This is a genomic window from Mesorhizobium newzealandense (assembly GCF_042682145.1).
Lineage (GTDB): Bacteria > Pseudomonadota > Alphaproteobacteria > Rhizobiales > Rhizobiaceae > Mesorhizobium > Mesorhizobium newzealandense.
In genome coordinates, this window is record NZ_JBHUGZ010000013.1 from 96,592 (window position 1) to 109,014 (window position 12,423).

The window sequence follows — 12,423 nt, forward strand, 5'->3', positions numbered from 1 at the left end:
CGTTCGTCCCCGGAAAGCTTTGTCGCACCCGGTTCCCTGCTTTGCCCCTCCGAAATATTTCGAGCAAGGGATGGAATGGACAGCGAAGTCGTTTAATTACAAAATCACGCAAGATTCTTGCGTATTGCCCCTGACTTATCGAGAGCCCTCATGCCGCTCAAGGCCGATCTCGACGCCATCGACTGGAAGATCCTGCGCGAACTTCAGGCCGATGGGCGCATGACCAATGTCGAACTGTCGAACCGCGTCGGCATTTCGGCGCCGCCATGCCTGCGCCGCGTCAAGCGGCTGGAGGAAGCCGGCATCATCCGCGGCTACCGTGCCCTGCTCAACGCGCCGGCGCTTGGCCTCGATGTCGTCGCCTTCTGCCTGATCGGCCTGCATCACCAAGCCGACGCCGAGTTGCGCACCTTTGCCGAGCGCACCCGCGGCTGGCCGATCGTGCGCGACGCCTGGATGGTGTCGGGAGAATCCGATTTTCTGCTGCATTGCGTGGCGAGCGACCTCGGCGCCTTCCAGACCTTCGTCATCGAGGAGCTGACCTCGACCCCGAATGTCGACACGGTGCGCACCGCGCTCACCATCCGCCGGGTCAAGGACGAAGGGCTGGTCTCGTTTGCACAGCCTTGAGGCCGGTCGACGGCAGCACCACATCGCGCGTGGCCGATGCGGGTTGCGGGCCTCGCCATATCAGAGCCGCTTTGGCATTCGATAGGCTCTGGTGTAGAAAGCCTGATCGTTCTGCCGTGGCCGTCCGGAATTGCGTAAAAGCAGATGGCGCAAGCAGCGTAAATTCCGAGAGCAGTGTGCCGTGGATGGGACTATGACTCGATTTTCTAGCCCGGTTTCGGCGCTTGTCATCTGCATGAACGAAGCCAAGATGATCGGCCCGTGCCTGGAAAGCGTCAACTTCTGCGCCGAGATCATCGTCGTCGATTCGGGCTCGACGGATAATACCCTGGACATCATTCAGGATTTCATCGCCAAGGGTTACCCGATCAGGCTGTTCCACAACGACTGGCCGGGGTTTCCACGTCAGCGGAAATTCGCGCTCGATCAGGCCACGCAGCCATGGTGCCTTTCGATTGAAGCCGATGAGGCCGTCGACGACCTGCTCAGGCAGTCGATCGTGACCGTGACGCAGCCCCAAAATGACGCCTTCGACGGATGGTACGTAAGGCGCCGCGACAAGCTGAAGGGCTATGGCTATGCACACCGCTGGGTGCTGCACAACCGCCTGCTGCGTCTTTTCCGCCGTGACAAGGCCACCATGGACATCAACCTGCGCGTCCATGAATCGTTCGAGGTGCCAGGCGAAACCAACACGCTTGAAAGTGGCGTGCTGTTGCATCGTCGCGAAGTGACTGTCGCGGAGGACCTGGCAAGGGCCAACACCTACTCCAGCCTCAAGGTTGCCACGCTGGTCGAGAGAGGCCAGAAGCCTGGCCTGATAAGGCTGGTCCTGTCACCGCTCGGCAACTTCCTGAAGTTCTACGTAGCCAAGCGCTACTTCCTGTGCGGCCGGCATGGCTTCGTCTATTCGATGATGGTGATGGTGTATTCGTTCGCCACCGAGGCCAAGCTTTATGAAGCTTCGCGAGACAACGATCCGGACTTGAGCGGTCACGGCTTGCCTGACACGGCGCCGAGTGCCGCTATTGCGGCGAGCAGGCCGCCGAAATCCTCGCGGTCGCGCCAGGGCCTGACCGCGAAGCCCGATTGAACGGCCGCTTCGCCGTCGACCAGCCAGCCCTGCGAGAGGCCGGCGCGCTGTCCCGCCTCCATGTCCGCCGGCTTGTCGCCGACGATCAGAGAACGTCGCAGATCGAGCCCGAGACTTTTGCCCGCCTCCAGCAGCATGCCTGGATTGGGCTTGCGCATCGGGTGGTCGGCGATCGCAAGCGGCCCCTCGCCCGCCTCGTGATACGCGCAGGCCAGGACCATGTCGACGGACGCGCCCTCGCCGCGTAGCAGGTCGAGCACGCGGCCGTTGACCGCGGCGAACTCGCTCCAGCCGAAATAGCCGCGCGCGATACCCGACTGGTTGGTGACGATGATGACCGGAATGCCGGCCCGATTGGCGACACCGATCGCCGCAGCGATATCCTCGCGCAGCACGATTTCGGCCGGATCATCGGGATAGTCTGTATCGACATTGATTGTGCCGTCGCGGTCGAGGAACAGCGCCGGAGTGCCGGTCGGAAAAATCCTGGTGCCGATCCGCTCGACCCACAGTCCGGGCTCCTGGAGCGGATAGGGTACGGGCTTCACGACAGCGTCCCGTCAGCCATTGCTGAGACGCGCTTCGACCACCTCGCACAGATGATGATAGAGGCACAGATGCCCCTGCTGGATGATCGGCGTCGAGGTCGAGGGCACATTGAGCAGGATGTCGGACAGCGGCTTGAGCTTGCCGCCGGAGTCGCCGGTCAGGCTGATCACCGTCATGTCCATCATCCGCGCCTGTTCGGCGGCGGCGAGGATGCTCGGCGAATTGCCACTGGTCGAGATTGCCAGCAGGACACCGCCCGCCGAGCCATGCGCCTCGACCTGGCGGGAAAACACCGTGTCGAAGCCATAATCATTGCCCCAGGCGGTCAGCACCGCGGCATTGGCCGGCAGCGCGATGACATTGTAGGCCTTGCGCTCCTTCAGGAAGCGGCCGACCAACTCGCCGGCGATGTGGATGGCATCGCTCGCCGAACCGCCATTGCCGCAGATCAGCAAGGCCTTGCCCGACGAAAGAGCCGTCACGACAGCGCTCGCCGCCCGCTCCATCTCGCTGGTCAGGTCGCGCTCGACCATGGCGGAAATCGCGGCCGCCGAGCGGACCAGGTAGTCGTTCAAGTCAGACATGAATTCCTCAGCTTGTGGTGCCGCCGGCGCGCAATTTGCCAATGGTACTGGTGGTACTTTTGCCGGCGACGAGATCGACCAGCACGACGCGTCCGCCCGCCTTCTGCACCACATCGGCACCAACCACGGTGTCGATCGTGTAGTCGGCGCCCTTGACCAGTATGTCGGGCAGCAGCGCTCCGATCAGCGCCAGCGGCGTATCCTCCTCGAACACCACGACCGCATCGACCGAGGCAAGGGCGGCGAGCACGCAGGCGCGGTCATGCTGGTCGTTGACCGGCCGCCCGGCACCCTTCAGCCGCCGCACCGAGGCATCGCTGTTGAGGCCGAGCACCAGCCGGTCGCACTGGCTGCGCGCCGCGTGCAGCAGACTGACATGACCGGCATGCAGGATATCGAAACAGCCATTGGTGAAGCCGACGCTCAGGCCTTCTTCCTTCCACGCCGCCACCATGCGCGCGGCCGATGTGGCATCGAGGATGGCGTCCTTGTGGGCGGTCGGTCCATGCGAACGGAACAGCGCGCCGGTGAGCTCTTCGACCGTCAGCCGCGCGGTGCCGCGCTTGCCCACCACGACGCCGCCGGCGGCGTTGGCGATCGAGGCCGCGGCAACAGGATCGGCACCGGCGGCCAGCGCCAGCGCGAAGCTCGCGATCACCGTGTCGCCGGCGCCCGAAACGTCGAACACTTCGCGCGCCTGGGTGGCGATGTGGCGCGCCTCCGTCGGGCCGACCACGCTCATGCCCTTTTCGCTCCGCGTTGCAACGACGAAGTCGAAGCCGTGCGACGAAATCAGCTGGCGTGCCGCAGCCACGATCTCGTCATCGGCGAACACCGCATGGCCGACAGCTTCGCCAAGCTCCTTGCGGTTGGGGGTGATGGCGGTCGCTCCGGCGTAGCGCGCATAGTCGCGGCCCTTCGGATCGACCAGCACCGGCTTTCCCGCCTCACGGCAGATGGCGATCAGGTCGCCGGCGACGCCGTCGAGCAATATGCCCTTGCCGTAGTCGGACAGGATGACGATGTCGGCGCGCGTCAGTGCGTCGCGGAAATGCCGGATCAGGCCCGCCCGCTCAGCGGCGCCGAGCGGCTTGATCTCCTCCTCGTCGAAGCGCAGCACCTGTTGGTTGAGCGCGCTGAAGCGGCTCTTCGACGAGGTCATGCGGCCACGCTCCTGCGCCAGGCCCGCCGTGTCGGCGCCGAGTTCGTCCAGCATGCGCACGAGATTGTCGCCGGCGGCGTCAGTGCCGATCACCGACACTGGAACAGCAGATGCGCCGAGCGAGACGATGTTGGCGACGACATTGCCGGCACCACCCATTGTCGAGGTCTCGCCGCGCCCGTGCAGCACCGGGATCGGCGCTTCCGGCGAGATCCGCTCGATGACGCCGTTGACGAAACGGTCGAGGATGAAGTCGCCGACCACCAGCACGGTGGCCTGGCCGAACCGCGCAATGGCGCGGTGCAGGGGTTCTGGAGAAAGCGGATTGTGCTTGATCATGTCACTGGCAACGCTTGGAAAAGGCCGATTTCAATCTGCTGGGGATCATCAATTGACGGGCCCGATCGTTCATGGCGAAGCCGATATACCGCAATTCCGCGCAGCGCAACGGCAGGCGATGGCCGCGATGGCCCGGGCGGTCAGCTCTTCTGCAAGGCGACATGGACACCCAACCCGACCAGAACCGCGCCGCCGGCCCGCTGCATCAGGCGCTGTGCGCGGCTCGAACGCCGCAAACGGCCGATCACGGCACCCGCCAGGAACACGCAGACGATGTCGGCCGAAGAGAACATCAGATTGACGATGGTGCCCAACACCACGAATTGCAGCCACACCGGGAATGCCGCCGAGGCGTCGATGAACTGCGGCAGGAACGCCATGAAGAAGATAGCCGTCTTGGGATTGAGCACCTCGACGGTGATGCTCTCGAAAAAGGCACGCCGGGCGGACTTCCGCTCGATCGCGGGCAGTGCCATGTCGCCCTCCACGCGCTTGCGGAACAACGAAACGCCGAGCCAGATCAGGTAGAGCGCGCCGACCAGCTTGACCGCCATGTAGAGCGTCGGCACGGCGTGAAACAGCACCGATAGGCCGGCTGCAGCGGCGAAGACATGCACATAGCCGCCCAGATGAATGCCAAGTGCCGCCGTCAGCCCGGACCAGCGGCCGCGCGCCATCGTTTGCGCGGCGGCGTAGAGCATGGCTGGGCCGGGAATGTAGGCGAAGATCGCCGTGGTGGCGAAAAACGCGATGAGCAATTCGGTCGACGGCATTCTTTTGTCCCTCACGATCATGCCAGGCGGCACAAACCGACTGAAGCGTAAGCTTTGCGGCGCCACTGTGACATCCGCTTCGCTGCCTGCTTTGTCGACAGCCCACCCTGCCTCCCTTATAAGGGCCGGAATCGGCAAGCGAAACCCGTATCAGGGCCAACAACATGATCATCGTCACGGGCGGCGCCGGCATGATCGGCGCCAACATCGTCGCCGCGCTTAACGCCGAAGGCCATGACGACATCCTGGTCGTCGACGATCTCACGGACGGCCACAAGATTTCCAATCTCGCCGATTTGCAGATAGCCGACTATCTCGACAAGGATGATTTCCTGCCCCGCATGGAGGCAGGCTCGCTCGGCCGCATCGAGGCCGTCTTCCATCAGGGCGCCTGCTCGACCACCACCGAGTGGAACGGCAAGTTCATGATGGAGGTGAACTACGCCTTCTCGAAACGGCTGCTGCATGCCAGCCAGACGCTGCGCGTGCCGTTCCTCTACGCTTCCTCGGCGTCCGTCTATGGCGGTGGCGCCGAGTTTCGCGAGGATCCGGGGTTGGAGCGGCCGCTCAACGTCTATGCCTATTCCAAGAAGCTGTTCGACGACTATGTCAGGCGCACCGTCTTCGATGCCGACCATTCGCAGGTTGCGGGCCTGCGCTACTTCAACGTCTATGGCCCGCGCGAGGCGCACAAGGGCGCGATGGCCTCAGTCGCCTTCCATCTGTTCAACCAGGTCGAACGGGGCGAGAATCCGAAACTGTTCGGCGCCTATGATGGTTTCGGACCGGGCGAACAAAGCCGCGACTTCATCCATGTCGGCGACGTCGCAGACGTCAATCTGTGGCTGTGGAAGCGCGGCGAAAGCGGCATCTTCAATTGCGGCACCGGCCGCGCCCAGCCGTTCCGCGCCATCGCCGAAACGGTGATCGACACGCTTGGCAAGGGCAAGATCGAGTTCATCGAATTTCCCGACCACCTCAAGGGCAGCTACCAGAGCTTCACGCAAGCTGATATGTCCCGTTTGCGCGCGATCGGTTACAATGGCCAATTCCGGACAGTGGAAACCGGTGTCAGAGACTATGTCGAATGGCTGAAAGCCCAACGATCCTCGTGATCGGCCCACGCTGGGTGGGCGACATGGTGATGGCGCAGTGCCTGTTTTCGGCGCTGAAAGAGCTACATCCCAACGCCGCGATCGATGTGCTGGCGCCTGCCTGGGCCGCGCCGCTGGTCAAGCGCATGCCCGAAATCCGCCAGCAGATCGACTTTCCGCTCAAACCCGGCGCGCTCGAATTCACCCATCGCCGCCGTTTCGGCCGCCTGCTGCGCGGCCGCTACGACATGGCTTATGTCCTGCCGGGCAGCTGGAAATCGGCACTGATCCCGTTCTTTGCCCACATTCCGCGCCGTTTCGGTCATCTGCGCGAAATGCGCTATGGCCTGCTGACCGACATCGTGCCGCTGCCCGATGCCATCAAACGACGCACCGCGCAGGCCTATTTCGGCCTCGCACAGGGCGGCAGCTTCCGGGCGCCGCGGCTGACCGTGGACATCAAGAACCAGGTCACCCTGCTCGACCGTTTCGGGCTGGCGCCGCAGAAATTTGTCGCCCTGATGCCTGGTGCGGAATTCGGTCCGGCCAAGCGCTGGCCGAGTGAAAGCTATGCCGGGCTTGCCCGTGACCTTATGGCGAAGGGCTTGAAGGTCGCGCTGTTTGGATCGAAGAACGACCGCGACGTGACGGCGGAGATCGCAGCCCTCGCCCCTGACGTTGTCGACCTCGCCGGCCAGACGCGGCTGGAAGACGCCATCGACCTGATCTCTGCCGCAAGACTGGCGGTGTCCAATGACAGCGGGCTGATGCATGTCGCCGCCGCCGTCGGCACGCCGATCGTCGCCGTCTACGGCTCGACCTCGCCACAGAATACGCCGCCGCTGGCGGAGCGGCGCGAACTGGTCTGGCTCGGCCTGTCCTGTTCGCCCTGCCACCAGAAGGTCTGCCCGCTCGGCCACCTCAACTGCCTGAAGACGCTTGAAGTCGGGCAGGTCGCGGCGGCGGCGGAACGCTTGCTGGAACTGCCGGCAGCCGCATGAAGGTTCTCATCGTCAAGACGTCGTCGATGGGCGATGTCATCCACACCTTTCCGGCGGTCGAGGATGCCCGCCTCAACCGGCCGGACGTATCCTTCGACTGGTGCGTCGAAGAGGCATTCGCCGGCATCGTGGCGTTGCATCCGGCGATCGACAGGATCCACACGGTGGCGATCCGGCGCTGGCGCAAGGCACTGCTCGACGGCGGCACTTGGCGCGAGGCGACCGCGTTGCGCCGCATCTTGCGCGAATGCCGCTACGACCTCGTCATCGAGGCGCAAGGTCTGCTGAAATCGGCTCTGGTGGCACGACAGGCCGGCGCGCCGATCGCCGGCTTCGACCGCTCGAGCGCGCGTGAACCGTCGGCGACGCTGTTCTATGACGCCACCTACACCGTGCCGCGTGATCTGCACGCCATCGAACGAACGCGGCGGCTGTTCGGCTTGGCGCTCGGCTACCAGCCCGATCTTTCGGCACTGGACTCCGGCATCGTGCCGCCAGCCGGCGATATCGCGGGCATCAGCGGCAGAACCGCCTTCCTGCTGCACGGCACCAGCCGCGAGGACAAGAAATGGCCGGCCGAAGACTGGATCGAAACCGCCCGCCTGCTGGTTGAAAGGGAAATGACGCCGGTCACCACCTGGTCGAACGAACGTGAGAAGGCCGTGGCCGAAGCGATCGCCGGAGCCGTTCCATCCACGATCCTGGTGCCCAAATCGCCGCTCGCCGAAATCGCCGCGATCATCGGCCACTCGACGCTTATCATTGGCGCCGACACCGGCCTCACTCACCTCGCCAGTGCCTTCGGCCTGCCGACCGTTGCGGTGTTCCTGGCGACCGAGCCCGGTCTCACCGGCCCGCGCGGACAATATGCGTCGACGCTTCTGGCGGCGCCTGGGGAACGAGTGACGCCGGCGAAGGTGATGGCGGAGACCGAAAAGCTATTGGCACTTAAATTACGAGCGCCGGCTTAGGACCTTTCAGAAGCTCTGGCGAGTCGAATAGCGCGGTTCTTCGGGGTCGCCCCGCGACGAGCGGAACGTACTTTAAGGTACGTGAGCACCGGAAGCGCAGAAAACCGCGCCAGTCGGCCGCCAGAGTAGAATTATCAAAGGTCCTAGATGAACTGCACCTGGACGATCTCATAGCCCCTTGCACCGCCTGGCGCGTTGACCTCGATGGCGTCGCCGACTTCCTTGCCGATGAGCGCGCGCGCGATCGGTGAGGAGATCGAGATGCGGCCGGACTTCACGTCGGCTTCCTGGTCGCCGACGATCCGGTAGGTCTTCTTTTCCTCGGTGTCCTCGTCAACCAGTACCACGGTGGCGCCGAACTTGATCTTGTCGCCGGTGAGCTTGCTGACATCGATCACTTCGGCGCGGGCGATATAATCTTCAAGCTCGTTGACCCGGCCCTCATTGAGGCTCTGTGCCTCTTTGGCGGCATGGTATTCGGCATTTTCGGAAAGGTCGCCATGCGAGCGCGCCTCGGAGATGGCCTCGATGATGCGCGGCCGCTCTTCCTGCTGGCGCCAGCGCAGCTCTTCCTTCAATGACGCGAACCCCTCGCCTGTCATCGGGACCTTGTTCATGATGCCTGACCTTTCCTGCCGCCACCCCCGCGTTTCGGGGAAAGCCTTGTCGATGGGTACAAAAAGAAAACGGTCCGACAGCCTCGGGCTAACGGAACCGTTTCACCGCAATTTCCCTGAATATAGCAATCTTCGCGGGTTTTTCACGCCAAAAAATCGGTTTTGCAAAAAATCATCTACCGCTTTCACAAATGCCATCGCTGCTTTCGCAAATGCCGTCGGGTCAAATGCCAATTGTGGATGGCCGGCAACAAAAATCCGGCCGCGATCGCTCGCGGCCGGATTGAGAAGCACTTGGAGCCGAATCAGCTCCGCATGAAATGGTCGATCTGCTCCGACAGCATGCCGTATTCGCGCGACCCCTTGCCGGTCCGCTTCTCGATCTCCATCAACTGCTGCTGGGCGCCGGCCAGATCGCCGATCTGCAGATGCGCCTCGCCGAGATACTCGCGCACCAGTGTATAGTTGGGATCGATGCGCAGCGCTTCCTCGTAATAGCCGAGGCCGACGGTGACGCGGCCGGAATGGCGGTGCGAATAACCGAGATAGTTGAGGATGCGCGGATCCTGCTTGTTGGCGGCGAGGCTGAGCACGGCGATCGCCTCGTCATAGCGCCCGGCCAGCGCCAGCGAATGGCCTGCATCATAGATGCTGTCGTCGTCCAGCATGCCTTCCTGGGGTGCGACGCACTTTTTCTTCTTCTTGTCCCAGACCTCTCCCTTTTTGCACTGGGTGACGGTCTGATCGCTGCCACCGCTGCTGCCGGCGGCGAACGCCGGAACGGCAAGGAACTGCAGCGCGACAAGGGCAGTCGCCGCCTGGATCAGCATTCTTTTATGCATCGAAGCCTCCTTGAGGGGTGAGAATGCAACACTAACGCCGGACGGCCTGGGTTTCATCCCGGAAAAAAGCATACGGCAGAACATCAGGTGACGGATGCTGTAAATCCGCTATCATCCAAGCAAACGACCTGACGGAGACGGCCCGTGCAGCGGCGGCTTGAAAAGGACTGGGAGCTTTCGATCGGCCCCGACACCGTGCGCCTGTTTATCCTCAAGGCCAAGGCACTGAGTGCCGCCGTCAACGAGGATTATGCCGGTGGCGCCGAGCATGAGGTCGAACTCGATGGCGAAGCGCATGCCAACCACCATCATGACGGCCTCGCCGAGGAGAGTTCCGAAAACCTCACCGAGGAAGAGCTGCGTGAGCTGATCAACGACCTCAATGTCGATGAAGCAGCCGAACTGGTCGCGCTGGCCTGGGTCGGCCGCGGCGACTACGACGCCGCCGAATGGGTGGACGCGCTTGCCGCGGCGCGCGAACGCGCCAACAAGCGCACGGCGAAATATCTGCTTGGCATGCCGCTGCTTGCCGACTGGCTGGAGGAAGGACTGGAAGCGATCGGCGCGTAACGCCGTGGTTACCGTTCGTGATGGGGCGCAGGCAACCTCCTTGCGTTGGCGCCGTTGACGGCGATGGCGTCGTTTGTCTTTTCCCAAATCTGCAGGGTAGCATTGGTCGTGGCCGTCACAGCTTTGCTGGTTGCGCCAGCCGACGCCAGGCATCGCCACCGGCACCACAAGCTGCGTGCGCCGCATGTGGAGCAGCCGCTGACACCGCGGGTCGACCAGCCGCTGAAACGGCGGGGCGAGCGGCCGCTGAAACGGCGGAGCGAGCAACAGGTGAAGCCGAGCCAGACACAGCAGAAAACGCAGGAGCCGCTGCCATCGCCTGCCGTTGTTCCCGTGCCTGAGCCACGCCCGACGGACGCGCAGAAAGCCGATACTTCGAAGACCGAGGGCGGCCAGAAGACGGAAGCTCCAGGGAGCGGCGCAGCGGGCCGGTTCAATGAAGAAAAATCCCATCAAAAAAAGCAGGCCCGCCCCGACCCATCGGCCAATACGGAAGCCGAGCCGGAGCCGCCGGCTGTAGCGCCGACGCCGCCACAAAAGCCCGACACCGCAGAACCTGAGGTTCAGCCGCCGGCCATCGCCCCGCAACCGCCGCAAAAGCCGGCCGATGCAGGCGACAAGAAAATGCTCCCCGACCCGCGCTCGGCCGCTCTTCCCGACGCGAAAATGCCCGAAGAGGAAGTCGCTTGCCGCGAGCGGCTGAAGACGCTCGGCGTCGAGTTCGAGGAGCACAAGGCGGAAAGCAATCCCGAAATCGGCTGCTCGATCCCCTACCCGATCGTGCTGAAGTCACTTGGCAAGTCGATCGCGATCGCCCCCGGCACCGAGCTCAATTGCCCGATGGCCGAGGTGGCGGCGCGTTTTGCCGCAAATGTCATCCAGCCGGCCGCGAAAGCCGATTTCGGCGCCGATCTGAAATCGATCAACCAGGCATCGGCCTTTGTCTGCCGGCCGCGCAACGGCACAAGAAAACTGTCGGAACACGCCTTCGGCAACGCGCTCGACATCGCCAGCTTCACGTTGTCGGACGGCAAGAAGATCGACGTTGGCGCGACGCCGCCGGAAAAGGACGCGAAATTCCTCAACGCCGTGCGCAAGGCCGCCTGCGGGCCGTTCAAGACCGTGCTCGGGCCAGGCGCCGACCCCGACCATGCCTTGCATTTCCATCTCGATCTCGAACCGCGCCGGCATGGCGGCACATTCTGCCAGTGAGCGTTGGCTAGTGCCGCAATTCAGCCGCAGGCATGAACGCAGGCGCTGAGTTTTCCTTTACCCTTGATCGTTAAAATGCCGGATATCTGGAAACAGGATTCCGCCGATGGCCGGCAAATTTCGCGCTGTGTTTTTCGCCGCCGCGCACCAATCGAGACGCACAGCGATGCTAGTCGCCGGCCTTGCCCTCGCGGCCGTTTCGGCCTGCAACACCGGCAGCGTGCTGTCGCTTGAACCGGCTGTCGATGTCGGCTCGCAAACGGCTGCCGTGCCGCAATACACGGGCATGCAGAAGCTTGTCCCCTCAAATCCCTACATGACGAGCGCCGCCTATCCGCGCATGGATGAACCGATGTCGCCGGTCGAGCAGATGCCGGCCAGCGAAACCGACTGCCGCCAGCAGCTGAAGCGCCTCGATGTCGCCTACACCGACCTGGCGCCGATCCACGAAGGCCAGTGCGGCATCGATTATCCGGTCAAGGTCTCGGCCATCGGCAACATCCAGATGAAGCCCGCCGCGACGCTGACCTGCGACATGGCCGCCACCTTCGCCAGCTGGACGAAGAACGAACTCGTTCCCTCCGCCCGCTGGCGCTATTTCTCCGGTGTCAAAACCATCCACCAGGGCTCCAGCTATTCCTGCCGTACCATCGCCGGCGAAGGCGTGCTGTCCGAGCATGGCAAGGGCAACGCGCTCGACGTCATGAGCATCGAGCTCAACAATGGCGACGACATCGACGTGCGCAAGCCCGGCCTGTTCGCCTTCCGCACCCGCGGCTTCCTCAACAATGTGCGCGCCGACGGCTGCCAGTATTTCACCACTGTGCTCGGCCCCGGCTACAATTACGACCACCGCAACCATTTCCATTTCGACATCAAGAACCGCAGGAACGGTTATCGCGCCTGCCGCTAGGGGCATGATCCCGAAAAGTGGATACCGGCTTCGGAAAAGATCATGCTCAAACACCGAGATAGAGCCCATCTCG

Annotated in this window: 15 protein-coding genes; 8 read left to right on the top strand and 7 right to left on the bottom strand. The window is 63.4% G+C overall.

The window, feature by feature from the left end:
- The first annotated feature begins 150 nt into the window (after positions 1 to 150).
- Positions 151 to 630 (top strand): Lrp/AsnC family transcriptional regulator, encoded by a 480-nt coding sequence (locus ACFSOZ_RS20075; protein ID WP_095090929.1) that lies wholly within the window; start codon positions 151 to 153, stop codon positions 628 to 630.
- Positions 631 to 823: 193 nt separating this feature from the next.
- Positions 824 to 1,723, top strand: coding sequence for a glycosyltransferase family 2 protein (locus ACFSOZ_RS20080; RefSeq protein WP_379100706.1), 900 nt, complete (start codon positions 824 to 826; stop codon positions 1,721 to 1,723).
- On the opposite strand, the gene ACFSOZ_RS20085 is transcribed toward ACFSOZ_RS20080, so the two are convergent.
- The 4 genes from ACFSOZ_RS20085 to ACFSOZ_RS20100 form a co-directional block, all read right to left on the bottom strand.
- Positions 1,624 to 2,271 (bottom strand): D-glycero-alpha-D-manno-heptose-1,7-bisphosphate 7-phosphatase, encoded by a 648-nt coding sequence (locus tag ACFSOZ_RS20085; RefSeq protein WP_379100709.1) that lies wholly within the window; start codon positions 2,269 to 2,271, stop codon positions 1,624 to 1,626. The two genes, ACFSOZ_RS20080 and ACFSOZ_RS20085, sit on opposite strands and share 100 nt — an antisense overlap.
- A 12-nt stretch (positions 2,272 to 2,283) precedes the next feature.
- Positions 2,284 to 2,856, bottom strand: a complete 573-nt coding sequence (locus ACFSOZ_RS20090) for a D-sedoheptulose-7-phosphate isomerase (RefSeq protein WP_379100712.1) — start codon at positions 2,854 to 2,856, stop codon at positions 2,284 to 2,286.
- Between the two features lie 7 nt (positions 2,857 to 2,863).
- A complete protein-coding gene (gene rfaE1, locus ACFSOZ_RS20095) occupies positions 2,864 to 4,357 on the bottom strand; it encodes a D-glycero-beta-D-manno-heptose-7-phosphate kinase (RefSeq protein ID WP_379100715.1) in 1,494 nt (497 codons plus the stop codon).
- Between the two features lie 140 nt (positions 4,358 to 4,497).
- Positions 4,498 to 5,130 carry a LysE family translocator gene (locus ACFSOZ_RS20100; protein WP_379100718.1) on the bottom strand — a complete coding sequence of 211 codons (633 nt, stop codon included), beginning with the start codon at positions 5,128 to 5,130 and terminating at the stop codon, positions 4,498 to 4,500.
- A gap of 164 nt (positions 5,131 to 5,294) precedes the next feature.
- Between ACFSOZ_RS20100 and rfaD the strand changes: the two genes are divergently transcribed.
- Genes rfaD through waaC form a run of 3 tightly spaced genes read left to right on the top strand, consistent with a single transcriptional unit; the run spans position 5,295 to position 8,196 of the window.
- Positions 5,295 to 6,245: an ADP-glyceromanno-heptose 6-epimerase gene (gene rfaD, locus ACFSOZ_RS20105; protein WP_379100720.1), complete on the top strand. Its 951-nt coding sequence runs from the start codon at positions 5,295 to 5,297 to the stop codon at positions 6,243 to 6,245.
- On the top strand, positions 6,218 to 7,225 hold the full coding sequence (waaF, locus tag ACFSOZ_RS20110) for a lipopolysaccharide heptosyltransferase II (protein ID WP_379100723.1): 1,008 nt from the start codon (positions 6,218 to 6,220) through the stop codon (positions 7,223 to 7,225). Before rfaD ends, waaF begins: the two co-directional genes overlap by 28 nt.
- Positions 7,222 to 8,196, top strand: a complete 975-nt coding sequence (gene waaC, locus ACFSOZ_RS20115) for a lipopolysaccharide heptosyltransferase I (RefSeq protein ID WP_379100726.1) — start codon at positions 7,222 to 7,224, stop codon at positions 8,194 to 8,196. The genes waaF and waaC overlap by 4 nt, the downstream gene beginning before the upstream one ends.
- 143 nt (positions 8,197 to 8,339) lie before the next feature.
- Here the strand turns inward: waaC and greA are convergent, their stop codons facing one another.
- The 3 genes from greA to ACFSOZ_RS20130 form a co-directional block, all read right to left on the bottom strand.
- Positions 8,340 to 8,813, bottom strand: a complete 474-nt coding sequence (gene greA / locus ACFSOZ_RS20120; RefSeq protein ID WP_379100728.1) for a transcription elongation factor GreA — start codon at positions 8,811 to 8,813, stop codon at positions 8,340 to 8,342.
- A gap of 102 nt (positions 8,814 to 8,915) precedes the next feature.
- A complete protein-coding gene (locus ACFSOZ_RS20125) occupies positions 8,916 to 9,107 on the bottom strand; it encodes a hypothetical protein (protein WP_379100730.1) in 192 nt (63 codons plus the stop codon).
- A gap of 11 nt (positions 9,108 to 9,118) precedes the next feature.
- Positions 9,119 to 9,655, bottom strand: a complete 537-nt coding sequence (locus ACFSOZ_RS20130) for a tetratricopeptide repeat protein (RefSeq protein WP_111542942.1) — start codon at positions 9,653 to 9,655, stop codon at positions 9,119 to 9,121.
- Between the two features lie 144 nt (positions 9,656 to 9,799).
- Here ACFSOZ_RS20130 and ACFSOZ_RS20135 point away from each other — a divergent pair, with 144 nt between their 5' ends.
- From ACFSOZ_RS20135 to ACFSOZ_RS20145, 3 genes are all read left to right on the top strand, one after another.
- A complete protein-coding gene (locus ACFSOZ_RS20135) occupies positions 9,800 to 10,225 on the top strand; it encodes a DUF3775 domain-containing protein (RefSeq protein ID WP_379100732.1) in 426 nt (141 codons plus the stop codon).
- Positions 10,226 to 10,411: 186 nt separating this feature from the next.
- A complete protein-coding gene (locus tag ACFSOZ_RS20140) occupies positions 10,412 to 11,437 on the top strand; it encodes an extensin-like domain-containing protein (RefSeq protein WP_379100999.1) in 1,026 nt (341 codons plus the stop codon).
- Between the two features lie 106 nt (positions 11,438 to 11,543).
- On the top strand, positions 11,544 to 12,350 hold the full coding sequence (locus ACFSOZ_RS20145; protein WP_379100735.1) for an extensin-like domain-containing protein: 807 nt from the start codon (positions 11,544 to 11,546) through the stop codon (positions 12,348 to 12,350).
- The last annotated feature ends 73 nt before the right edge of the window (positions 12,351 to 12,423 follow it).

Coding starts and splice junctions, on each gene's coding strand:
- greA (WP_379100728.1), bottom strand. CDS start 8,813: ATGAACAAGGTCCCGATGACAGGCGAGGGGTTCGCGTCATTGAAGGAA.
- ACFSOZ_RS20100 (WP_379100718.1), bottom strand. CDS start 5,130: ATGCCGTCGACCGAATTGCTCATCGCGTTTTTCGCCACCACGGCGATC.
- waaF (WP_379100723.1), top strand. CDS start 6,218: ATGGCTGAAAGCCCAACGATCCTCGTGATCGGCCCACGCTGGGTGGGC.
- waaC (WP_379100726.1), top strand. CDS start 7,222: ATGAAGGTTCTCATCGTCAAGACGTCGTCGATGGGCGATGTCATCCAC.
- ACFSOZ_RS20130 (WP_111542942.1), bottom strand. CDS start 9,655: ATGCATAAAAGAATGCTGATCCAGGCGGCGACTGCCCTTGTCGCGCTG.
- ACFSOZ_RS20080 (WP_379100706.1), top strand. CDS start 824: ATGACTCGATTTTCTAGCCCGGTTTCGGCGCTTGTCATCTGCATGAAC.
- ACFSOZ_RS20075 (WP_095090929.1), top strand. CDS start 151: ATGCCGCTCAAGGCCGATCTCGACGCCATCGACTGGAAGATCCTGCGC.
- ACFSOZ_RS20145 (WP_379100735.1), top strand. CDS start 11,544: ATGGCCGGCAAATTTCGCGCTGTGTTTTTCGCCGCCGCGCACCAATCG.
- rfaD (WP_379100720.1), top strand. CDS start 5,295: ATGATCATCGTCACGGGCGGCGCCGGCATGATCGGCGCCAACATCGTC.
- rfaE1 (WP_379100715.1), bottom strand. CDS start 4,357: ATGATCAAGCACAATCCGCTTTCTCCAGAACCCCTGCACCGCGCCATT.
- ACFSOZ_RS20090 (WP_379100712.1), bottom strand. CDS start 2,856: ATGTCTGACTTGAACGACTACCTGGTCCGCTCGGCGGCCGCGATTTCC.